Annotated in this window: 19 protein-coding genes and 1 riboswitch; of the genes, 8 read left to right on the forward strand and 11 right to left on the reverse strand. The window is 65.7% G+C overall.

Translation table 11 applies throughout. The annotated features are described in order from the left end of the window. The first annotated feature begins 63 nt into the window (after nt 1-63). Nucleotides 64-1,128 carry a dienelactone hydrolase family protein gene (locus tag PSQ39_RS06215; RefSeq protein WP_273925843.1) on the forward strand — a complete coding sequence of 355 codons (1,065 nt, stop codon included), beginning with the start codon at nt 64-66 and terminating at the stop codon, nt 1,126-1,128. A 72-nt stretch (nt 1,129-1,200) separates the two neighbouring features. Here the strand turns inward: PSQ39_RS06215 and PSQ39_RS06220 are convergent, their stop codons facing one another. From PSQ39_RS06220 to PSQ39_RS06230, 3 genes are read right to left on the reverse strand one after another with little or no spacing between them, the layout of a single operon-like run. Further along, on the reverse strand, nt 1,201-1,776 hold the full coding sequence (locus PSQ39_RS06220; RefSeq protein ID WP_273925844.1) for a DUF4337 domain-containing protein: 576 nt from the start codon (nt 1,774-1,776) through the stop codon (nt 1,201-1,203). 1 nt (nt 1,777) lies between these two features. Next, nucleotides 1,778-2,275: a dihydrofolate reductase gene (locus PSQ39_RS06225; protein ID WP_273925845.1), complete on the reverse strand. Its 498-nt coding sequence runs from the start codon at nt 2,273-2,275 to the stop codon at nt 1,778-1,780. A gap of 8 nt (nt 2,276-2,283) precedes the next feature. After that, entirely contained in the window at nt 2,284-3,126 is an 843-nt protein-coding gene (locus tag PSQ39_RS06230) for a thymidylate synthase (RefSeq protein WP_273925846.1), read from the reverse strand. Nucleotides 3,127-3,249: 123 nt separating this feature from the next. Between PSQ39_RS06230 and PSQ39_RS06235 the strand changes: the two genes are divergently transcribed. Then, nucleotides 3,250-4,083, forward strand: a complete 834-nt coding sequence (locus PSQ39_RS06235; RefSeq protein WP_273925847.1) for a phytochelatin synthase family protein — start codon at nt 3,250-3,252, stop codon at nt 4,081-4,083. 29 nt (nt 4,084-4,112) lie between these two features. Here the strand turns inward: PSQ39_RS06235 and pcaC are convergent, their stop codons facing one another. Together pcaC and PSQ39_RS06245 are read right to left on the reverse strand one after the other, a co-directional pair. Beyond that, a complete protein-coding gene (pcaC, locus tag PSQ39_RS06240; RefSeq protein WP_273925848.1) occupies nt 4,113-4,505 on the reverse strand; it encodes a 4-carboxymuconolactone decarboxylase in 393 nt (130 codons plus the stop codon). A 48-nt stretch (nt 4,506-4,553) separates the two neighbouring features. Further along, nucleotides 4,554-5,987: an FAD-binding oxidoreductase gene (locus PSQ39_RS06245; RefSeq protein ID WP_273925849.1), complete on the reverse strand. Its 1,434-nt coding sequence runs from the start codon at nt 5,985-5,987 to the stop codon at nt 4,554-4,556. Between the two features lie 95 nt (nt 5,988-6,082). On the opposite strand from PSQ39_RS06245, the gene PSQ39_RS06250 reads away from it, so the two are divergent. After that, complete coding sequence (locus tag PSQ39_RS06250) at nt 6,083-7,024, forward strand: LysR family transcriptional regulator (RefSeq protein WP_273925850.1); 942 nt, start codon at nt 6,083-6,085, stop codon at nt 7,022-7,024. Here PSQ39_RS06250 and PSQ39_RS06255 read toward each other — a convergent pair whose 3' ends face one another. Beyond that, nucleotides 7,025-7,492, reverse strand: coding sequence for a DUF2069 domain-containing protein (locus tag PSQ39_RS06255; protein WP_273925851.1), 468 nt, complete (start codon nt 7,490-7,492; stop codon nt 7,025-7,027). It abuts the gene before it with no gap. A 75-nt stretch (nt 7,493-7,567) separates the two neighbouring features. On the opposite strand from PSQ39_RS06255, the gene PSQ39_RS06260 reads away from it, so the two are divergent. Beyond that, complete coding sequence (locus PSQ39_RS06260) at nt 7,568-8,782, forward strand: YihY family inner membrane protein (RefSeq protein WP_273926358.1); 1,215 nt, start codon at nt 7,568-7,570, stop codon at nt 8,780-8,782. Between the two features lie 43 nt (nt 8,783-8,825). On the opposite strand, the gene PSQ39_RS06265 is transcribed toward PSQ39_RS06260, so the two are convergent. After that, entirely contained in the window at nt 8,826-9,644 is an 819-nt protein-coding gene (locus PSQ39_RS06265) for an alpha/beta fold hydrolase (protein WP_273925852.1), read from the reverse strand. Between the two features lie 3 nt (nt 9,645-9,647). After that, nucleotides 9,648-10,967, reverse strand: coding sequence for an O-acetylhomoserine aminocarboxypropyltransferase (locus PSQ39_RS06270; RefSeq protein WP_273925853.1), 1,320 nt, complete (start codon nt 10,965-10,967; stop codon nt 9,648-9,650). Nucleotides 10,968-11,161: 194 nt separating this feature from the next. On the opposite strand from PSQ39_RS06270, the gene PSQ39_RS06275 reads away from it, so the two are divergent. Then, the gene (locus tag PSQ39_RS06275) at nt 11,162-11,614 is read left to right on the forward strand and encodes a CBS domain-containing protein (RefSeq protein ID WP_273925854.1); all 453 of its coding nucleotides are present in this window, start codon (nt 11,162-11,164) and stop codon (nt 11,612-11,614) included. A gap of 185 nt (nt 11,615-11,799) precedes the next feature. Further along, nucleotides 11,800-13,413 (forward strand): methyl-accepting chemotaxis protein, encoded by a 1,614-nt coding sequence (locus PSQ39_RS06280; protein WP_273925855.1) that lies wholly within the window; start codon nt 11,800-11,802, stop codon nt 13,411-13,413. Between the two features lie 24 nt (nt 13,414-13,437). On the opposite strand, the gene PSQ39_RS06285 is transcribed toward PSQ39_RS06280, so the two are convergent. Continuing rightward, a complete protein-coding gene (locus tag PSQ39_RS06285; protein ID WP_273925856.1) occupies nt 13,438-15,669 on the reverse strand; it encodes an EAL domain-containing protein in 2,232 nt (743 codons plus the stop codon). A gap of 164 nt (nt 15,670-15,833) precedes the next feature. Here PSQ39_RS06285 and aroC point away from each other — a divergent pair, with 164 nt between their 5' ends. Continuing rightward, nucleotides 15,834-16,931 carry a chorismate synthase gene (gene aroC, locus PSQ39_RS06290; protein ID WP_273925857.1) on the forward strand — a complete coding sequence of 366 codons (1,098 nt, stop codon included), beginning with the start codon at nt 15,834-15,836 and terminating at the stop codon, nt 16,929-16,931. Nucleotides 16,932-16,944: 13 nt separating this feature from the next. Beyond that, on the forward strand, nt 16,945-18,153 hold the full coding sequence (locus tag PSQ39_RS06295) for an MFS transporter (protein WP_273925858.1): 1,209 nt from the start codon (nt 16,945-16,947) through the stop codon (nt 18,151-18,153). A 74-nt stretch (nt 18,154-18,227) separates the two neighbouring features. Here PSQ39_RS06295 and nrdR read toward each other — a convergent pair whose 3' ends face one another. Both nrdR and glyA read right to left on the reverse strand, forming a co-directional pair. Then, on the reverse strand, nt 18,228-18,674 hold the full coding sequence (gene nrdR, locus PSQ39_RS06300; RefSeq protein ID WP_273925859.1) for a transcriptional regulator NrdR: 447 nt from the start codon (nt 18,672-18,674) through the stop codon (nt 18,228-18,230). A gap of 21 nt (nt 18,675-18,695) precedes the next feature. Continuing rightward, complete coding sequence (glyA, locus tag PSQ39_RS06305) at nt 18,696-19,940, reverse strand: serine hydroxymethyltransferase (protein WP_273925860.1); 1,245 nt, start codon at nt 19,938-19,940, stop codon at nt 18,696-18,698. Nucleotides 19,941-19,992: 52 nt separating this feature from the next. Then, a riboswitch (ZMP/ZTP riboswitch) is annotated at nt 19,993-20,133 on the reverse strand. Nucleotides 20,134-20,198 lie beyond the last annotated feature (65 nt).

Below are 20,198 nucleotides of genomic sequence, written 5' to 3' on the forward strand. Positions count from 1 at the left end.
ATTGCCCTGGGAGGGCATGGCCGACTTGGCCCCTTTTTGATCACCTTCTCCACTGGACTCCCCATGACCCGTTTGCCTGTGATGGCTGCTGTTCGATCCTCATTGACGGCCCTGGCCATGGCGGCCAGCCTGGCCTCGGGCTGGGCCGTGGCCCAAAGCGCCCCCAGCGCCGAAGCGGTTCCCGTGCTCAGCGCGGCAGAGCGCGCCTCGCTTGCGGGGCGGGTCGAGTTGCATGGCTTGCCTTCGCTGACCCTGAGCGATGCGCAGTTTCTGCGCGGCGAAACCCAGGGCGCGCAGCCTGTGACCGTGGGGGCGGAGTTGCGCCTGGCGGCCGTGCCAGGCCGCCAGCCTGTGGTGGTGTTGATCCATGGATCGGGGGGGATCGGCTCCAACGTCGACCTGTGGGCACGCGACTTCAATGCCATGGGCGTGGCCACCCTGGCCATCGATGGCTTCACGGGGCGGGGTCTGGTCAGCACCAGCACCCAACAGGCGGCGCTGGGCCGGCTCAACCTGAGTCTGGACGCCTACAAGGCGCTGGACCTGTTGGCCAAGCACCCCCGCATCGATCCGCAGCGCGTGGTGCTGATGGGCTTTTCTCGCGGGGGCCAAGCGACGCTGTTTGCCAGCCTCAAGCGCTTCAACGAGCAATGGAACCGCAGCGGTATCCGCTATGCGGCCTACATCCCTTTCTACCCGGACTGCATGACCCAGTACCAGGGTGATACCGAGCTCGCAGGCGGCCCGGTGCGCATCCACCATGGTCTGGCAGACGACTACAACCCCGCTGCGGCCTGCCAGCCCTATGTGGCCCGGCTGCAAAAGGCTGGTCAGGACGTGGAGCTGCTGCCCTACCCGGGCGCCCACCATGGCTTTGATGCGCCGACCGCGCCCAACCCGGCCCAGCCCTCCAAGGGCGCGCAAACCGTGCGCGCCTGTGTGATCCGCGAAACCACGCCCGGCTTGCTGGTCAACGAGGCCACGGGCCAGGCCTTCAGCTACGAGGATGCCTGCGTGCAACGGGATCCCCATGTGGGCCATGACCCGGTTGCCACCGCCCAGGCCCGGGCTTCAGTGCACGGGTTTGTGCGTCAGCTGTTCAAGCTGCCGGCGTCGGCCAAGCCCTGAGCGGATTCAGCGCCCCAACGCAAAACAGGCCCCTCGGGGCCTGTTCTTCATGGGCGAGCGCTTGGCTCGGACTCAGATGTGCAGCATGGCCGCGCCACCAATCACCAGGCCCACGCCGGCCACGCCGAACATGGCGTATTCCAGCCACTTCTTTTTGGTCAGCAAAGCGATGGCGGCCAGCGCGATGGCCACTTGCAGGGCGGTCGTCGACTGGGCCCAGCGGTGGTGCTGGTGCATTTGCTGGTCGGACTGTTCGTCCCACTGCTTGGCATCGGCTTCGAGCTTGTCGGCCACGACCTTGATCTCGTTCTTTTCTTTTTCGTAGCGTTCCACCTTGGCTTGGTAGGTGGGCTTTTTGTCCTCGGGCGCCAGGTCACGGGCCAGTTCGGCCAGGGACTGCTTGGTGCTCTTGGACTGGAAGTAATTCCATTGGTTCGAGGCTTCGGTCTTCTTGATGGCCGCGTTGTTCTTGTACAGGCCCGCATTGGCCTGGGTGGCGCCGCCCATGTAGGAGAACATGGCGCCGACCGTGGCGATGATGGCCGTGAACATGGCAATCTGGTTGGTCATGCGGTCGCCACCGTGTTGAGCGGCGTGCTCCAGCTCGTGGTCGTGCGGACCGTGCACATGGAATCCGTGTCCGGACATATCAGGCTCCTTGTTCTTGGGTGTAGGTGACAAAACGGAATGTGAGGCCAGTCGATGACTGCTGCAGGTCGCTGCGGCTCAGTTCGGTCCAGCCCGGACCGAATTGTGGGGCCAAGGCGTCGCCTTCGAAATCTTGCTCGATCTCGGTCACCACCGCCTGTTGAGCCAGGGGCAGGGCCTGGGCATAAAGCTCGGCGCCACCAATGACCCAGACGTCCTGCTCGGGGGGAAGCAAGGCCAAGGCTTCGTTCAAAGAGCCCACGCGCTGGGCGCCCTCGGCCACCCAGGCAGGGTTGCGGCTGAGCACGATGTTCTGACGACCAGGCAGCGGGCGGAAGCGCGGTGGCAGCGAATCCCAGGTGCGTCTGCCCATGATGACCGGGCAGCCCAGGGTGGTGCGTTTGAAGTGCGCCAGGTCCTCGGGCAGATGCCAGGGCAGGGCGTTGTCGCGGCCGATCACGCCGTTGGCGGCGCGGGCAAAAATCAGTTTCAAAGGCATGGCGGCTTTCAGACGGCGACCGGGGCCTTGATGGCGGGGTGGCATTGGTAGTCCACCACCTCGAAGTCTTCGTACTGGTAGTCGAAGATCGATGCCGGTCGACGCTTGATGTGCAGCGTGGGGTAGGCAAACGGTGTGCGTGCCAGCTGGGTTTCGACCTGTTCGTGGTGGTTGCTGTAGATGTGGCAGTCGCCGCCGGTCCAGATGAAGTCGCCCACGTCCAGGTCGCATTGCTGGGCCACCATGTGGGTCAGCAGCGCGTAGCTGGCGATGTTGAAGGGCACGCCCAAAAAAATGTCGGCGCTGCGCTGGTAGAGCTGGCAGGACAGCTTGCCGCGCTCGCCCGGGGCCTGGCCTGGTGCGACGTAGAACTGGAAGAAGGCGTGGCAGGGCATCAGGGCCATCTTGTCGAGGTCGGCCACGTTCCAGGCGCTGACGATGATGCGGCGCGAGTCGGGGTTGCTCTTGAGGGTTTTGATGACCTCGGCGATCTGGTCAATGTGGCCGCCATCGGGCTTGGGCCAGCTGCGCCATTGCACGCCATAGACCGGGCCCAGTTCGCCGTCCTCGCGCGCCCACTCGTCCCAAATGGTGACACCACGCTCTTGCAGCCACAGGTTGCTGCTGGAGCCGGTCAGGAACCACAGCAGTTCCTGGATGATGGAGCGCAGGTGCACCTTCTTGGTGGTGACCAGCGGGAAGCCCTCGTTGAGGTCAAAGCGCATCTGGTAACCAAACACGCTGCGCGTGCCTGTGCCGGTGCGGTCGCCCTTGCTCACGCCCGTGGTGTAGACGTGGCGCATGAAGTCCTCGTACTGGGCGCGGACGGGGCGGGGGGGCAAGGTGGTCATGGCAACTCGGCTGGGGTTCGCAAACGCGCGATTTTAAGGCCAGGGCGTCGGACTGCGCGGCGCGCCAGGCTGACTTGGCCGAGAAAGGCCACTCGGCGCCGCACTACACCCTGGCGCGCCATAATGGAGCGCGTCTTTCACGAGGTTCCCTTGACCCTGTTCACGCACTCCATCCATTGGCCTAACGGGTCCCGCCTGCTGCGCCGAGCTGCCTGGGTGGCCAGCCTGGTGCTGCCGTTGGCGCTGATGGCCGCGCCCGCCCAGGCGCTGGACCCGGCGCCGGCCATCCCGTCCGTGGCGCTGCAAGGCACGTCGCTGCCGATCCCCAACCCGCTGTTCCCGCTGTCCCACCCCATTGGGCAGCAGCGGCTGATCGAGAGCAGCTACCGCCAGGCCTACTTTCCGCTCGCGACTTATTTTGAAACCCAGCGCAACCAGGCCTATTGCTCGGTGGCGACCTCGGTGATGGCCCTGAATGCCCTGGGGGTCACCCGCCCGGTCACGGCGCTGTACCCGGACTACCGCTTCTTCACCCAACAGGACTTCTTTGCCGGGGTGGACCCGCGCATTGCGCGGCCCGAGGTGGTGGCGCGCGAGGGCATGACGCTTGAGCAGTTGGGCAGCGTGCTGGCTTTCCAGCCGGTGCGGGCCGAGCTGGTGTTTGCCGACACCCTGAACGTCAGCCAACTGCGTCAGTTGCTCATGAAGCACCTGCGCGAGCAGGACCGTTTTGTGCTGTTCAACTTCAACCGCCGCATCATTGGCGAAGAGGGTGGGGGTCACTGGTCGCCATTGGCGGCCTACCACGAGGCCAGTGACTCGGCCCTGGTGATGGACGTGGCACGCTACAAGTACCCGCCGATGTGGATGCCACTGGCCGACCTGCTGCGCAGCGCGCAGGACCACGACAGCGTGAGTGGCAAGGCGCGTGGGCTGATTGTCCTGAGTGGCCGCTGAGAAGGCGATGGCCCCGGCCCGACGCTGGCTCAGTCTTTGGCGGCGTCCACTTCTTTGAACACCTCCTTCGCGGTGCGGAAGCTGTCGATCGCGGCCGGTGCGCCACAGTAGACGGCGGTTTGCAGGAACACCTCCTGGATTTCCTCGCGCGTCACGCCGTTGTTGAGCGCGCCGCGCAGGTGCAGCTTCAACTCATGCGGGCGGTTCAGCGCGGTCAGCATGGCCAGGTTGAGCAGGCTGCGGGTGCGGCGGTCCAGACCGGGGCGATTCCAGATCTCGCCCCAGGCGTACTGGGTGACGAGTTCTTGCATGGGCATGTTGAAGGCGTCGGCATTGGCGATGGCGGCGTCGACGTAGTCGGCGCCCAGCACCTCACGGCGGGTCTTCAGGCCGGCATCAAACAGTTCTGGGTTCACGGGCATGGGACTTCCTTGGATCGGTGGGGTGAGTGAATTGAAAACGGGCTGGGTTCAGACCTCGACCACCCGGCCGGGGTTCATCAGATTCTGGGGGTCCAGCGCGCGCTTGATGGCGCGCATCAGGTCCAGCGCCACCGGTGACTTGTAGTGCGGCAGCTTGTCCCGCTTGAGTGAGCCCACGCCATGCTCGGCCGAGATCGAGCCCGCATAGCGCTTGACCTGGTCGTAAACGAGGGTGTTGACCCGGTCCTCCTGCTCGCGCAGGAAGGCCTTGGCGTCGCCATCGGCGGGCGCCTGGACGTTGTAGTGCAGGTTGCCGTCGCCCAGGTGGCCAAAGTTGACCAGGCGCACGCCGGGGATTTCGCGCTGCAGCAAGGCATCGGTCTCGGCACAGAAGGCTGGGATGCGCGACACCGGGATGCTGATGTCGTGCTTGACGTTCAGCCCTTCCTCGGCCTGGGCCAGCGGAATGCTCTCGCGCACATGCCACAGCTGGTGGGCCTGGCTCAGGTTTTCGGCCACCACGGCGTCTTGCACGCAGCCTTGCTCGAAGGCCGTTTCAAGCAACTTCTCGAAGCGCTCGCGCGCATGGGTTTCGGATTCGCTGTCGGAGTTCTCCAGCAGCACGCCATAGGGCGCGTTGTCCTGGCCCAAGAAGGGCACGCGCAGCTGCGGCATGTGTTTGCCCACCAGGCTCAGGGCGAACTGGCCCATCACCTCGAAGCCGGTCAGGCCGGCCCCCAGGTGCTGGTGCGCCAGGCCCAGCAGGGTGACGGCGTCGTCCAGCGAGGCCACAGCGGCCCAGGCGGTGAGGGTGGCGGCGGGTTGCGGGTAGAGCTTCAGCGTGGCCGCGGTGATGATGCCCAGCGTGCCTTCGCTGCCGATGAACAGGTCGCGCAGGTCATAGCCTGTGTTGTCTTTGCGCAGACCCGAGAGGCCGTCCCACACCTCGCCCTGGGCGGTGACCACTTCCAGGCCCAGGCACAGCTCACGTGTGTTGCCATAGCGCAGCACCTGGGTGCCACCCGCATTGGTGCCCAGGTTGCCACCGATGGTGCAGCTGCCTTCGGCGGCCAGGCTCAGCGGGAACAGGTAGCCGGCTTGCTCGGCGGCGGTCTGCAGGTTTTGCAGAATGCAGCCGGCCTCCACCGTGATGGTGAGGTTGTCCGGGTCGAGTTGGCGCACTGCGTTCATGCGGGTCAGGCTCAGCACCACTTGGCGGCCCGAGTCGTCCGGGATGGAACCCACGGCCAGGCCGGTGTTGCCGCCCTGCGGCACGATGGGGCTGCCGGCTGCCACACAGGCCTTGACCACCGCCGCCACCTCGGCGGTGTTGGCGGGACGCACCACGGCGAGTGCGCGGCCGCGCGAGCGGCGGCGCCAGTCTTGTTCCCAGGCGGTCAGGTCGGTGGCGGGATCGTCATGGGTCAGCACCTGGGCGGTGCCGACGATGGCTTGGAGTTGGGCAATCAGGGCAGTTGTCATGGTTCTTGTCTGGGCAGGGCCGGCCAATGTGGCCAAAAGGCTGCTTAGCTTAGCGGCCGTTTAAACTGAAGACAAATCGAATAATTTTGAGGTTTATGCGGGATTTTCCGAATAATGTGAGCCTGCGGCAACTGCGCGCCTTCGCCGAGGTGGCCGAGTGCGCGTCGTTCGCGGCGGCGGCGCGGCGGCTCTACATCACCCAGTCCGCGCTGTCCGAGTCGATCCGCCTGCTTGAAGAGGCGGTCGGCCTGCGCTTGCTGGACCGCACGACGCGCTCCGTGGCCCTGACCGCGGCCGGGACGGTGTTCCTGCAAGAAGTGCAGCAAGCCTTGGCCACCCTGGCCCAGGGCATGCGCCGCATGGGTGACCTGGCCTCCCTGCAAGGCGGCGAAGTGCGCGTGGTGGCCGCGCCCTCGGTGTTGGCGGCCTTGGTCATGCCCTGTTTGCCTGACCTGCGCGCCCGCTACCCGGGGCTGCAGGTGGTGTTGCACGAGGAGGGGGGCGAGGCGGTGCTGCGCGCGGTGCGCGAGGGCCAGGCCGACTTTGGTGTCGGCGGCTGGCACGCCAGTGCCATGAACCTGGAGGCGCAGCCCCTGTTGCGCGACCGCATGGGTTGGCTGGCACGGCCCGATCACCCGCTGCTGACACAGTCTGAGCTGGGCCTGCCCGACCTGGCCGGCCAGGCACTGGTGGGCTACACCACGGACACCGCCATCCATGCCTTGCTCAGTGCCCAGCCCGGTTTGCCGGAGTCGGTGCTGGCGCCGGCTTTGCGGGTGTCGAACACCGTGCTCTTGCAGCAGGCCATCGCCTTGGGATTGGGCGGCGCGCTGGTGCCGGCCCTGATCGCCCGCCATCCGCTTTTGCAGAACCTGGGCTTCAAACCGCTGGCCACGCCCTCGATCGAGCGCCAGGTGATGGTGTTCCAGCGCCCCAGGCGCTCCTTGTCCCCCGCCGCGCAAGTGTTCAAGGCCGCCATCGTGCAACAGGCCCAGGCCTTGTGGGGCCAGCCGGGCATCGAGGCGGTCGAGCGCTGATCAGGCCGCCGGCGGCGCCGTCGGGCTGGAGGCTGCAGCGGCCTGGCTGGCGGCCAGTTCGCGGGCATGGCGCAGGCGCAGTCGCACATGCAGGGCGCAGGCGGCGAACAGGCTCAGGCACAACAGCACCTCCAACAAGGCCAGGGCGTTGCTGGGGAAGCGGTCGCCATAGGCGCGGACCACCCCTTCGGTGAAATAGAGCCACACCAGCAGACTGACCCAGCGGTAGGTGTACATGCGGTTCTTCAGCAAGCCGGCCAGCGGGATGCACAAGGGCAGCACCTTGAGGGCCAGCAGCGACCCACCCGGGCGCACCGGTGCCAGCACCAGCTCCCAGGCCAGGCCCAGCACGATCAGGCCCAGCAAGCTGCCTACGGCCAGCCAGCGGCTGCGTTGCACGGCAGGGTGGGTGGCCGGCAAAACCGGGGCGATGGCGGGTGAGGCGGCGGGCGGGTGGGGCAGTGTCATGGCGGTGGCATCATAGCGGCCATGTTTGAGTCTGCCCGTTCCGCCGCTGTGTCCCGATCGTTTTCTCAACGCCTGATGGTGCAGGCCCGGCAGTTCTGGCGCGAGCTGTCGCGCTTTCCCTGGCGGGTCACGGCCCTGATCCTGCGCGAGCGCTTTCGCGAAGACCGCCTGGGCCTGACCGCCAGCAGCCTGACCTTCACCACCACCTTGGCGCTGGTGCCTTTGGTGACGGTGGCGCTGGCCGTGTTCACCGCCTTTCCGATGTTCGGCCAGGTGCAGGACGTGCTGCAGCGCTGGCTGATCGACAGCTTGGTGCCCGAGGCGATCTCCCGCCAGGTGCTGGGTTACCTGACCCAGTTCTCCAGCAAGGCCAGCCGCCTGGGCGTGGCGGGCCTGTCTGCCCTGCTGATCACGGCGCTGACCCTGATCCTGACCATTGACCGCACGCTGAACAACATCTGGCGGGTGCGCCGGCCGCGCCGCCTGCCGCAGCGGGTGCTGATTTACTGGGCCGCCTTGACCCTGGGCCCGCTGGCGTTGGGCATGAGCCTGGCCTTGACCTCGTATGTGATGAGCGCCTCGCGAGGTGTGGTGTCGGCGCTGCCTGCGCCATTGCGACTGCTGCTGGATTCGGTGGAATTTGTCGTGTTGGCGGCGGGCATGGCCGGGCTTTACCACTACGTGCCCAACACGGCGGTCAAGTGGAGCCACGCCTGGGCTGGTGGCTTGTTTGTGTCGGTGGGCATCGAGCTGGCCAAAAAGGTGCTGGGGCTGTACATGACCCAGGTGCCCACGTATTCGGCGGTGTACGGCGCCTTTGCGACGTTTCCGATCTTGCTGATCTGGATTTACGTGGCCTGGGTGATCGTGCTGCTGGGGGCGGTGACCACGGCCTACCTGCCCAGTCTGGTGTCGGGCGTGGCCCGCTACGGCACCGGGCCGGGCTGGGCCTTCCAGTTGGCGCTCGAGGCCGTGGAGCGCTTGCGCCAGGCCCAGAACGGGGCCGAGCGGGGCCTGGGCATCAATGCCCTGGCCACCAGCTTGCGCGTGGACCCCTTGCAGCTGGAGCCGGTGGTCGAGACTCTGCAGTCGCTGGATTGGATCGGCCTGCTGCAAGAGGCTGAACGCGGGGAGGAGCCACGCTATGTGCTGCTGGCCGACCCCGCCCAGACCCTGCTGGCGCCCTTGCTGGAGCGCCTGCTGCTGGAGTTGCACAGCGGCGTGTCCCCCTTCTGGTCGCGCGCGGGCCTGGACCAGTTGCATCTGGTCGATGCCTTGCCCCGGCCCTGAGCGGGGGCACTGAAGCGCTGCAGCGCTTCGCGCCCCGCGGTGCTCAGCCGCGCAGGAAGTCGCGCAAGGCGAACAGCGTGGCCTCGGGGGCTTCGGTCATCTGGTGGTGCCCCACCGGCAGCAGCACGGTCTGCACCGCCACACCCGCCGCTTTCGCAGCCTGGGCCAAGCCTTGGGCGGCCTTGGGCGGCGTCATCTGGTCCTGGTGGCCCAGCAGCAGGAGCACGGGGCAGCGCACCTGGGCCATGGCCTCCAGCCCGTTGGCATAGCGGTCACAGGCCAGAAAGCCCCGGTGGAACACATTGACCTGGGGGTTGCTGCGCAGCACACGCCTGCCCAGCGCCAGGCTGCTGCCGTAGACCCAGGTGCCCGGCCCCAAGGCCGAGGGCGGTGCGGACAGGGTGCTGCGGGAGAACACATTGATCATGCGCAGGGCTTTTTCAGGTTCGTTTTGCGCGCTTTCCAGCAAGGCGGGCGACACCTTCATCGGGTAGGCGCAGCCCACCAGGGCCAGGTGGCTGATGCGGTCCTGCAGCCGGGCGGCGGCCTCCAGCGCGATCAGCGAGCCCCAGCTGTGGCCCACCAGGGCGGCGGTTTGAACGCCCGCGGCATCCAGCAGGGCAGCGATGAAGTCAGCCGCAGCCTCCACCGTCTCGGGGGCCTCGCCGGCGCTGCGGCAGTGGCCGGGCAGGTCGACGGCCAGCACGTTCCAGCCGTGGTGGGCCAGGTAACGGCTTTGCAGAATCCAGACGCTGTGGTCGTTGAGCACGCCGTGGATGAAGACCACGGTCGGTTGCGCCGGGTTGAAGGCCTTGCCCCCGGTGTAGCAGTAGGTGGAATGACCTTGGACGGGGAGGTACATGGCTCAGGCCCCCGCTTTCTCGGCCGCTTTGAGCGCCCGTTTGAGGTCGTCGATCAGGTCGTCCGGGTCTTCCAGGCCGATTGAGAGGCGGATCGTGCCTTGGCCGATGCCTGCTTGGGCCAGGGCCTCGTCGCTCATGCGGAAGTGGGTCGTGCTGGCCGGGTGGATCACCAGCGAGCGGCAGTCGCCCACATTGGCCAGGTGGCTGAAGATCTTCAGGGCTTCGATGAACTTTTTGCCTTGTTCCCGGGTGCCTTTGATGTCGAAGCTGAACACCGAACCAGCCCCGCGCGCGCCAAAGCGCAGCACCTTCTCGGCCAGTTGGTGGCTGGGGTGGGTGTCCAGCAGCGGGTGGCCTACGCGCGACACGCTGGGCTGGCTGGCCAAGAACTCGACCACCCGGGCCGTGTTGCTCATGTGCCGTTCCATGCGCAGTGGCAGGGTCTCGATGCCTTGCAGGATCAGCCAGGCTGAATGCGGGCTCATGCAGGCGCCAAAGTCGCGCAGACCTTCGCGGCGCGCGCGCAGCAAAAACGCGCCCACGGTCGACTCTTCGTTGAACACCATGTTGTGAAAGCCGTCGTAGGCCTGGGTCAACTCGGCAAAACGGCCTTGGGTGGCGGGTCCGTCCCAGTCGAAGCTGCCGCCGTCGACCACGATGCCGCCAATCACCGTGCCGTGGCCCGACAGGAATTTGGTGGCCGAGTGGTAGACCAGGTCGGCGCCCTGGGTCAGGGGCTTGACCAGGTAGGGCGAGGTCAGGGTCGAGTCCACCAGCAGGGGCACGCCGGCCTCATGCGCGATGGCGCTGATGGTGGGCGTGTCCAAGACGTCCAGACCGGGGTTGCCAACGGTTTCGCCAAAAAACAGCTTGGTGTTGGGGCGCACAGCGGCGCGCCAGCCATCAATGTCGCCGGGCTTCACAAACGTGGTCTCGATGCCAAAGCGGCGCAGGGTGTAGTGCAGCAGGTTTTGCGAACCGCCGTACAGCGCCGTCGACGCCACGATGTGCGAGCCCGCGCCCATCAGGGTGGCGATGGCCAGGTGCAGCGCGGCCTGGCCGCTGGCCGTGCTGATGGCGCCAATGCCTTCTTCCAGGGCCGCGACGCGCTGTTCCAGCACCGCGTTGGTGGGGTTGGAGATGCGCGAGTACACGTGGCCGGCGCGCTCCAGGTTGAACAGGGCGGCGGCGTGGTCGCTGGACTCGAAGACGAAGGAGGTCGTCAGGTGAATGGGCACGGCGCGCGCGCCGGTGCTGGGGTCGGGCGCTGCGCCCGCGTGCAAGGCCAGGGTGTCAAAGCCTGGGTCCGAATAACCAGCCATGCGGTGTCTCCTCTTTGGGTTCTGTGGCGTGTGCCATGTTCTGAATCGCAAATCATAGAAGGGCCGAGCCCGTCCGGACGTCTGACCAGCCGCCAGCCTGGCATCTGGGGGACGCACAGAGCGCACTTTCTTCCGTCAGCGGCCTGATTCTTCGCTATATTCATGTGAAGACCATCCGCTCCAGGAGACGAAACATGAAAGTCAGCGACATCCTCCGCGTCAAGGGCAACACGCTCTACACCGCCACCCCCGATGAACCCCTGGCCAAGGCCATCCAGATCATGGCCGACAAGGACATTGGTTCTCTGGTCGTGATGGAGCATGGCGACCTGGTCGGCATGCTGACCTTCCGTGAAGTCATCCAGACCGTGGTCAAGAACGGGGGCGCCGTGGGCTCCATGCTGGTGCGTTCGTCCATGGACGACCACCCCATGACCTGCACCTCTGAAACCGACCTCGACGAAGTGCGCCGCATGATGCTGGACCGCCACACCCGCTACATGCCGGTCATGAACCAGCGCATGCTGATGGGCGTGATCAGCTTCTATGACGTGGCCAAGGCCGTGGTGGACAGCCAGAACTTCGAGAACAAGATGCTCAAGGCCTACATTCGCGACTGGCCCGAAGAAGACGAAGCCAAGTCCTGAGCCCGCCGCGCCGCCAAGAAAGGCGGCGTGTTGGCTCCCCCAACGGGCCCGAGAGGGCCCGTTTTGCATGGGGGGCTGGCTTGGTGTTTTCCCGGCTTATGCCCTCCAGCCCCAGGGCTGATGCCGGATTCACATGCACTTCTGACCTGAAATCTCTACCATTCGCCCATTCACAGGAGCGTGGTATGGAATTCAATCGAGTGCGGGTCTCTGGAAAAATCTGGGGTGCCATCCTGCTCCTCTTGCTGGCCATGTTGTCGGTGGCCGGCTTCACGCTGTGGCAGGCCGACAGCACCCAACAGCGGCTGCTGAGCCAGCAGGCCAAGCAGTACGGCATCATCGAAAAAGCCTTGCAGTGGCGTTCCATGACCCAGGTCAGCCTGACCCGAACCGTGGCGGGGGGCATGAGTGCCGATCCCTCGGTGGATGACTTCTTCAAGGCCGAGCAGGCCAGCACCATTGCCGAAATCCAGAAGCTGCGTCAAAGCCTGCGCGACAGCGCAGACAGCGAGGAAGAAAAGCAGTTGCTGGACCGGATCGCCCAGTTGGGCCAGGTGCTGTTGGCCAAGATCAAGATCGTGGATGTGGCCAAGGAGGACGGCGACGGGACCATCGCGGCGGCCAAAGTCCAAAACGACTTGCTGCCTGCCGCCAAAGCCTATGTGGCGGCCATTGAGTCTTACGAGGCGCTGCAGCGGCAGATTCTGGAGCGTGAACAGGGGGCCGCCGAGGCCAGCAAACGCCTGATTGCCCTGACCGGCGCCGGCAGTGCCTTGTTGGTGATCGCCCTGGGCAGCGCGGCCGCCCTGTGGCTGAGCCGAAGCATCAGCCAGCCGCTCAAGGAATCGGTGGCCCTGGCCCAGGCGATTGCTCAGGGTGACCTGAGCCAGCAGGTGCACACCCGCCGTGGCGACGAGTTTGGTGACTTGAGCCAGGCGCTGTCGGGCATGAACCAGTTCTTGGGTCAGGTGGTGGGCCAGGTGCGGGAAGCCTCCGACGGCATCGCAGTGGCCTCCAGCGAGATCGCCAATGGCAACCAGGACCTGAGCCAACGCACCGAGCAGGCGGCCAGCAACCTGGAGCAGACCTCCGCCTCGATGCAGCACCTGACTGACACCGTGGCGCAAAACAGCCATGCCGCCCAGCAGGCCAATGAGCTGGCCAACAGCGCCTCCGCCGCGGCCCAGCGCGGTGGTGCCGTGGTGGCGGAGGTGGTGAACACCATGGAGGCGATCACCCAGTCCTCGCGCAAGATCACCGACATCATCGGCGTCATCGATGGCATCGCCTTCCAGACCAACATCCTGGCGCTCAACGCCGCGGTGGAGGCAGCTCGCGCCGGCGAACAAGGCCGTGGTTTTGCCGTGGTGGCGGCCGAGGTGCGCAGCTTGGCCCAGCGCAGTGCGTCGGCCGCGCGTGAGATCAAGGGCTTGATCGGCAGCTCCACCGAGAAGGTGGAAATGGGGGCTTCGCAAGTGCAGGCCGCCGGCAGCAGCATGGATGAAATCGTCAGCTCCGTGCAGCGTGTGACCTTGATCATGCAGGAGATCCTGGCCGCCACGCGCGAGCAGGCGACAGGCATTTCCGAGGTCAACCAGGCGGTCAACCACCTGGATCAAATGACCCAGCAAAACGCCGCTTTGGTGGAGCAGGCCGCAGCGGCGGCCAGTGCCTTGCGGGAGCAGACCACCCAGATGACACGCACGGTGTCGGTGTTCCAGTTGGCGCGGGGTGCTGGCCGGGGCCAGGGGCAGGGTGCGCTGGCGGCGCCGCCCGAGCTGCCGCGCCTGCAAGCCTGATCGGCTTTCAGCCCATCTGCGCGATCAGGTCAGGCCGTTGGCCTGCAACCAGGCGGGCAGGGCGGCGGCGGGCAAGGGGCGGCTGAACAAATAGCCTTGCAGCACGAGGCTGCCTTGGCTTTGCAGCCAGTCTTGTTGTTCGCGGGTTTCCAAGCCTTCGGCGACCAGGGTTTTGCCCAGGCTTTGCGCCAGGCTCATGACCGACAAGGTCAGGGCGCGCGCGGTGGGGCTGGCGGAGAGGTCCTGCACAAAGCTTTTGTCCAGCTTCAGCTCGCCAATCGGCAGCCGGTGCAGGTAGCTCAGGCTGGAGTAGCCCGTGCCAAAGTCGTCCAGGGAGAACACCAAGCCCTGTTGGTGCAGGCGTTTGATGTTGGCGGCCGTCACCGAGCGGGGGTCCATCATCACGCTTTCGGTGATCTCCAGCACCAGGTCCTGGGGCGCCAAACCATGGCGCTGCAGAGCGGCTTCGATGTGCTGGGCCAAGTCGTTCTGGTGAAAGCTGCGTGCGGACAGGTTCAGCGCCAGTCGCGGCACCCGCAGACCGTCGCGTCGCCACTGCGCCATTTGTTGACAGCATTCGTCCAGCAGCCAGCGCGTCATGGCGTGGATCAGCCCGCTTTCTTCAGCCACCGGGATGAACTGGTCGGGCGGCACCCAACCCCATTGGGGGTGTTGCCAGCGCATCAAGGCCTCCACGCCATGCAGGCTGAGGGCTTCTGCGCAGTCCAACTGGGGCTGGTAATGCAGGCTCAATTGACCCAGGGGCAGTGCCTGTCGGAGGGCGCGCTCCAGCGCGGCGCGGGCTTCGGTGCGCTGGTTCATGTCGGCGCTGAACAGCAGCAGGCTGTGCCGGGTTTCGCTCTTGGCCTGGTACATGGCCTGGTCGGCGTGGCGCAACAAGGCGTCAATGTGTTCCCCATCGCTGGGGTAGAGGGCGATGCCAATGCTGGCCTGCGGCGTGTGGGTTTGGCCCTCCAGTTGCACGGGCTCGCCCAGTGCCTGCAGCAGACCTTGGGCGGTTTGCACGGCTTGGTCCGGACCGCAGTCGCTCAGCAGCAGCACGAACTCGTCGCCCGCCAGGCGACCGGGCAGGGCTTCATCGCCGATGTGGCGCAGCAGGCGGTCTGCCACCGTGCGCAGCAAGGTGTCACCCGCCGCGTGGCCCTGGCTGTCATTGACGTGCTTGAAGCGGTCCAGATCGATGTAGAGCAGGGCGCCGCCTTGCTGTGCGCTGGCCAGTTGCTGCAGGGCCGATTCTGCTTTTTGCCGGAACATCGTGCGGTTGGGCAGGCCGGTCAGCACATCGAAGTAAGCCAGTTGGTGGATGCGCTGGCGCGAGGCTTCACGCTCCAAGGCAATGGCGCACAGGTGCACACACACCTCGACCAGGCGGTGGTGCAGTGCGTCGGGCACGCGCTGGTCCTGGAAGTAAAAGGCAAACGTACCCACCACCTGGCCCTGGTGGTTCTTGATCGGGCTGGACCAGCAGGCCTGCAAGCCGGTGGGGGCGAACAGGTCGCGGTAGTTCACCCACAGCGGGTCGGTCTGGATGTTGGTGACCAGCACGGGCTCACCACGCCAGGCCGCCGTGCCACAGGAGCCCGCCTGGGGGCCAATCGACTGGCCTTCAATGGCCTGGCCCACGTAGCTGGGCATGCTGGGGGCGGCCAGCGGGTGCACCTTGCCGTGTTCGTCCACGGCCAAGATGGTGGCGGTCACTTCGGGGGCGATGCGCTCCACTTCATGGCAAACCAGGTTCATCAGTTCGTGCAAGGGGGTTTCGCGCACCATGCTTTCGAGCACCCGTTTTTGCAGCACCTCGTGCATTTTGGTCAGCGTGATGTCGCTGAACACGGTGATCGAGCTGGCGCCTCGGTCGGGCAGGTCGCAGCTGTTGATCACCATGGACACCCAGCGGGGTTGGCCGCTGCGGCTGTACACCAGGGCCTCGCCATGGGCCTGACCGCGCAGCAGCAGGGCTTCCGCAATGGCCGGGGCCAGGCTGGGGTCGGAGTGGCGGCCCATCAGCATTTCAGCAGGAATGCGCCCCAGGGCTTCGAGGCTGCTGTAGTCCAGCAGCCGGGTGAAGCCGGCGTTCACATAGACAATGCGCCGTTGCGCGTCGGTGATCATGACGGCGCTGTCGCTGGCGTCCAGCGCCCGCAGCAGGTTGCGCAAGGTGAGCGCATCGACTGATCCCGCCAGGCTGTGGTAGCGACCCAAAGGGTCTAGTTGAGGCGAGTCAATGGAAGTCATAGCCCTCCCAGTCACGATCTGTAACCGTTTGTTCGGATGCTAGCAGTCTGGGCCGGGCGCGCAAGCCCCAAAACCCAGGGGATGTTTGAATAGGTGGGGCCTCTGGGCCTTGAATCGCGGCGCTTGCTGCGGTGCTGCAGGCAGGTCGGGGATAATCGGCGGCTATGAGCGGCAACACCCTTGGACACCTTTTCTCCGTCACCAACTTTGGTGAATCCCACGGCCCAGCCATCGGCTGCGTGATCGACGGCTGCCCGCCGGGCATGAGCCTCTGCGAAGCGGACATCCAGCTGGAGCTGGACCGCCGGCGGCCCGGCACCAGCCGCCATGTGACGCAACGCCAAGAGCCCGATGCGGTCGAGATCCTCTCCGGCGTCTACGAAGGCAAGACCACTGGCACGCCGATTGCCCTGCTGATTCGCAACACCGACCAACGCAGCAAGGACTACGGCAACATCGCGCAGAGTTTCCGTCCCGGCCATGCCGACTACAGCTATTGGCACAAATACGGCATCCGCGACCCGCGCGGTGGTGGCCGGTCTTCGGCGCGCCTGACAGCGCCCACCGTGGCCGCAGGCGCGGTGGCCCGCAAGTGGCTGTTCGAGCAGTACGGCACCGTCTTCCGCGGCTGCATGACGGCTGTGGGCAGTGTCGAGATCCCGTTCGAGAGCTGGGACCATGTCCCCCACAACCCCTTCTTTGCCCCGGTGGCCGACGTGCAGGCCCTGGAGGACTACATGGATGCGCTGCGCAAGGCCGGCGATTCCTGCGGTGCGCGCATCCGGGTCACCGCCTCCAACGTGCCTGTGGGCCTGGGCGAGCCGCTGTACGACCGCCTGGACGCCGACATCGCCCACGCCATGATGGGCTTGAACGCCGTCAAAGGTGTGGAGATTGGTGCCGGTTTTGACAGCGTGGCTCAGCGCGGCACCACGCACGGCGACTCGCTGACCCCGGAAGGCTTTCGCAGCAACAATGCGGGCGGGATCTTGGGGGGCATCAGTACCGGGCAAGACATCGAGGTCTCGCTGGCCATCAAGCCGACCAGCTCCATCATCAGCCCGCGCGACTCCATTGACGTCAACGGTCAGCCGGTTGAGGTGGTCACCAAGGGCCGCCATGACCCCTGCGTGGGCATCCGCGCCACGCCGATCGCTGAGGCTTTGCTGGCTTTGGTGCTGATGGATCACGCGCTGCGCCACCGAGCCCAGTGCGGCGATGTGCGCTTGGCCGTGCCGCCCATCCCCGCGTCCATCGGCTGACCGGAACCCGGTTTTGTCCGACGCCCGCCGCAGCGCCGGCCCCTCGCTGCGGCAGTTGCTGCCCTTTGGTGCGCTGTCGGCCAGCTACTTTGCCCACATCGGGTTTTTCAACCCCTACCTGCCGCTGTGGCTCAAAGAGTTGGGCCTGCCCCTGGTCGCCATCAGCTTGCTGACCTCGGCCCAGTCGGCCACGCGCTTGTTCGCACCCTATGCCTGGGGCGCCTTGTCCGACCGACTGGGCGAACGTGTGCGCCTGATGCGCTACAGCGCCTCGGTGGCTTTGGTGTTGTCGCTGGGCCTGTGGCGCGATTCACCCAGCGTGCTGTGGCTGGCTGGGGTGCTGCTGCTGATGTTCAGCCACACCAGTGCCATGATGCCCATGAGCGAGGCTGCCATGGCCCACTTGGTGAGCCAGGGCGGGCAGTTCGATGCCCGCCGCTATGGCCGGGTGCGGCTGTGCGGCTCGCTGGGCTTCCTGCTGACGGTGTTTTTGGCGGGCTCGTGGTTCGAGCAGCGGGGCATGCACGACTTTCCGGCCTGGACCGTGCTGACCTTGCTGGCCGTGGTGGGGAGCACTTGGTGCTTGCCCGACCAGCGCGAGGCCAAGCCGACGACCCGCCACGAGCATCTTTCCGTGGGCCCGGTGTTGCGCCAGCCTGAGGTGCGCTGGTTCTTTTTGTCGCTGTTCTTCCATGTGTTGGCCCATGTCAGCCTGTACGTGTTCTTTTCGCTCTACCTCGACAGCCTGGGTTACAGCAAGGCCGTCATTGGCCTGTTGTGGGCCGTCTCGGTGATCGTGGAGGTGGTCTGGTTCTTCACCCAAAGCCGCTGGCTGCCCGCCTTGCCATTGACTGGCTGGTTGGCTTTGTGTGGCGCGGCCATGGCCTTGCGCATGGGTTTGACGGCCTGGGGAGCAGGCTCTTTGCTGCTCCTGCTGGCGCTGCAGTGCCTGCATGCCCTGACCTTTGCGGCCCACCACACGGTGTGCATCGCCTTGATCTCGCACTACTTCCCAGCCCGCTTGCGCGGACGCGGCCAGGCCTTGTTCACCGTCATCGGCTACGGCGTGTCGGGTGTGCTAGGCGGTTTGGGGGGCGGCTACCTGGCCAAAGGTTGGGGATTGGTCAGTGTCTACTGGGCCGCGGGTGGGGCGGCGCTGTTGGCCACCGCTTGCGCGCTGAGTCTGTGGCACCTGGCGCGGCCACGTGCTGGTCTGACTTGATCGCCTGGGCCTGAGATGCCGTGAATGGCGGCGCTGGCAGGGCTGCGCCTTGACTGCTGGCCGAGGAGGGCGCCTCAGCGCACCTCGTCCACCAGGGTTTTGAATTCGTCGATGTCTTCGAAACTGCGGTAGACGCTGGCGAAGCGGATGTAGGCCACTTTGTCCAGTTTCTTCAACTCACGCATGACCAACTCGCCCAAACGGCTGGAGGCGACTTCGCGCTGCCCCAGGTTGAGCAATTGTTCTTCGATGCGTTCGATGGCGCTGTCGATTTGCACCGTGCTGACCGGGCGCTTGCGCAGGGCCAGGTTGAAGGAGGCTTGCAGCTTGCCGCGCTCGTACTCAATGCGGCGGCCGTCTTTCTTGACGATGGCCGGGAAGCTGACTTCCGGGCGTTCGTAAGTGGTGAAGCGCTTTTCACAGGCGCCGCACTGGCGGCGCCTGCGGATGAAATCCCCGTCCTCGGACACCCGGGTTTCAACCACCTGGGTTTCTTGGTGTCCGCAGAAGGGGCATTTCATCGGGGCGGGCTCGCGCGCGGCTTAACGGTAAACCGGGAAGCGGGCGGTCAAGGCGTTGACCTTGGCACGCACAGCGGCGATGTTGGCTTCGTCGCGCGGGTTGTCCAGCACATCGGCCACCAGATTGGCGGTGATGCGGGCTTCCTCGTCCTTGAAACCACGGGTGGTCATGGCCGGGGTGCCCACGCGGATGCCGCTGGTGACCATCGGCTTTTCCGGGTCGTTCGGGATCGCGTTCTTGTTGATGGTCATGTGGGCGGCGCCCAGCACGGCTTCTGCTTCCTTGCCGGTGATGCCCTTGGCACGCAGGTCGACCAGCATGACGTGGCTTTGGGTGCCGCCGCTGACGATGCGCAGGCCGCGCTGGGTCAGGGTTTCAGCCACGATGCGGGCGTTGGTGATGACTTGCTGCTGGTAGGCCTTGAACTCGGGCTGCAGCGCTTCCTTGAAGGCCACAGCCTTGGCGGCGATGACGTGCATCAGCGGGCCACCTTGCAGGCCGGGGAAGATGGCGCTGTTGATGGCCTTCTCGTGCTCGGCCTTCATCAGGATGATGCCGCCACGCGGGCCGCGCAGGCTCTTGTGGGTGGTGCTGGTCACCACGTCGGCGTGCGGCACCGGGTTGGGGTACACACCGGCGGCGATCAGGCCGGCGTAGTGGGCCATGTCGACCATGAAGATCGCACCCACGTCCTTGGCCACCTTGGCGAAGCGGGCGAAATCGATGTGCAGGCTGTAGGCCGAGGCACCTGCGACGATCAGCTTGGGCTTGTGCTCGTGGGCCTTGCGCTCCATGGCGTCGTAGTCGATGGCTTCATTGGCGTCCAGGCCGTACGAGACCACGTTGAACCACTTGCCCGACATGTTCAGCGGCATGCCGTGGGTCAGGTGACCACCTTCGGCCAGGCTCATGCCCATGATGGTGTCGCCAGGCTTCAGGAAGGCCAGGAAGACGGCTTCGTTGGCGGAGGCGCCGCAATGCGGCTGCACGTTGGCGGCATCAGCACCGAAAATTTGTTTGATGCGGTCGATGGCCAGCTGCTCGGCCACGTCCACGTGTTCGCAGCCACCGTAGTAGCGACGGCCAGGGTAACCTTCAGCGTACTTGTTGGTCAGTTGCGAGCCTTGGGCCCACATCACGGCGGGGGAGGCGTAGTTCTCGCTGGCGATCAGTTCGATGTGATGCTCTTGGCGGGCATTTTCGGCCTGGATGGCTGCAAAGACTTCGGGATCGGTTTGCTCGACGAGGATGTTGCGGTGGTACATGGCAGTCCTTAAAGACGTGGTCCCTGTTGCTCAACAGAAGGCAAAGCAAAACAAGGGCTGCCCAGGCGAACGGCTGAACACCCCGGCCAATTGGACCTGGGGCGGTACGCTTCCCAGTGGTAACCCCACGTCAGCGGCAGAGGGTGGTTCGTCTGAACCGCCCCAGCGCCTATCGCCAGTCGCGTACCCGCGTAGTGTAGCGCATGCGCTGCGGGTGTGCTTTTGCGTGGCAAAACGCAGAGCGTCAAGCCAGCCTTT

This window comes from Curvibacter microcysteis (assembly GCF_028649455.1).
GTDB lineage: Bacteria > Pseudomonadota > Gammaproteobacteria > Burkholderiales > Burkholderiaceae_C > Curvibacter > Curvibacter microcysteis.

Excerpts from the sequence above, each read along its gene's own strand:
- PSQ39_RS06215 (WP_273925843.1), top strand. The coding sequence starts at position 64 with ATGACCCGTTTGCCTGTGATGGCTGCTGTTCGATCCTCATTGACGGCC.
- PSQ39_RS06220 (WP_273925844.1), bottom strand. The coding sequence starts at position 1,776 with ATGTCCGGACACGGATTCCATGTGCACGGTCCGCACGACCACGAGCTG.
- PSQ39_RS06225 (WP_273925845.1), bottom strand. The coding sequence starts at position 2,275 with ATGCCTTTGAAACTGATTTTTGCCCGCGCCGCCAACGGCGTGATCGGC.
- PSQ39_RS06230 (WP_273925846.1), bottom strand. The coding sequence starts at position 3,126 with ATGACCACCTTGCCCCCCCGCCCCGTCCGCGCCCAGTACGAGGACTTC.
- PSQ39_RS06235 (WP_273925847.1), top strand. The coding sequence starts at position 3,250 with ATGGAGCGCGTCTTTCACGAGGTTCCCTTGACCCTGTTCACGCACTCC.
- pcaC (WP_273925848.1), bottom strand. The coding sequence starts at position 4,505 with ATGCCCGTGAACCCAGAACTGTTTGATGCCGGCCTGAAGACCCGCCGT.
- PSQ39_RS06245 (WP_273925849.1), bottom strand. The coding sequence starts at position 5,987 with ATGACAACTGCCCTGATTGCCCAACTCCAAGCCATCGTCGGCACCGCC.
- PSQ39_RS06250 (WP_273925850.1), top strand. The coding sequence starts at position 6,083 with ATGCGGGATTTTCCGAATAATGTGAGCCTGCGGCAACTGCGCGCCTTC.
- PSQ39_RS06255 (WP_273925851.1), bottom strand. The coding sequence starts at position 7,492 with ATGACACTGCCCCACCCGCCCGCCGCCTCACCCGCCATCGCCCCGGTT.
- PSQ39_RS06260 (WP_273926358.1), top strand. The coding sequence starts at position 7,568 with ATGGTGCAGGCCCGGCAGTTCTGGCGCGAGCTGTCGCGCTTTCCCTGG.
- PSQ39_RS06265 (WP_273925852.1), bottom strand. The coding sequence starts at position 9,644 with ATGTACCTCCCCGTCCAAGGTCATTCCACCTACTGCTACACCGGGGGC.
- PSQ39_RS06270 (WP_273925853.1), bottom strand. The coding sequence starts at position 10,967 with ATGGCTGGTTATTCGGACCCAGGCTTTGACACCCTGGCCTTGCACGCG.
- PSQ39_RS06275 (WP_273925854.1), top strand. The coding sequence starts at position 11,162 with ATGAAAGTCAGCGACATCCTCCGCGTCAAGGGCAACACGCTCTACACC.
- PSQ39_RS06280 (WP_273925855.1), top strand. The coding sequence starts at position 11,800 with ATGGAATTCAATCGAGTGCGGGTCTCTGGAAAAATCTGGGGTGCCATC.
- PSQ39_RS06285 (WP_273925856.1), bottom strand. The coding sequence starts at position 15,669 with ATGACTTCCATTGACTCGCCTCAACTAGACCCTTTGGGTCGCTACCAC.
- aroC (WP_273925857.1), top strand. The coding sequence starts at position 15,834 with ATGAGCGGCAACACCCTTGGACACCTTTTCTCCGTCACCAACTTTGGT.
- nrdR (WP_273925859.1), bottom strand. The coding sequence starts at position 18,674 with ATGAAATGCCCCTTCTGCGGACACCAAGAAACCCAGGTGGTTGAAACC.
- glyA (WP_273925860.1), bottom strand. The coding sequence starts at position 19,940 with ATGTACCACCGCAACATCCTCGTCGAGCAAACCGATCCCGAAGTCTTT.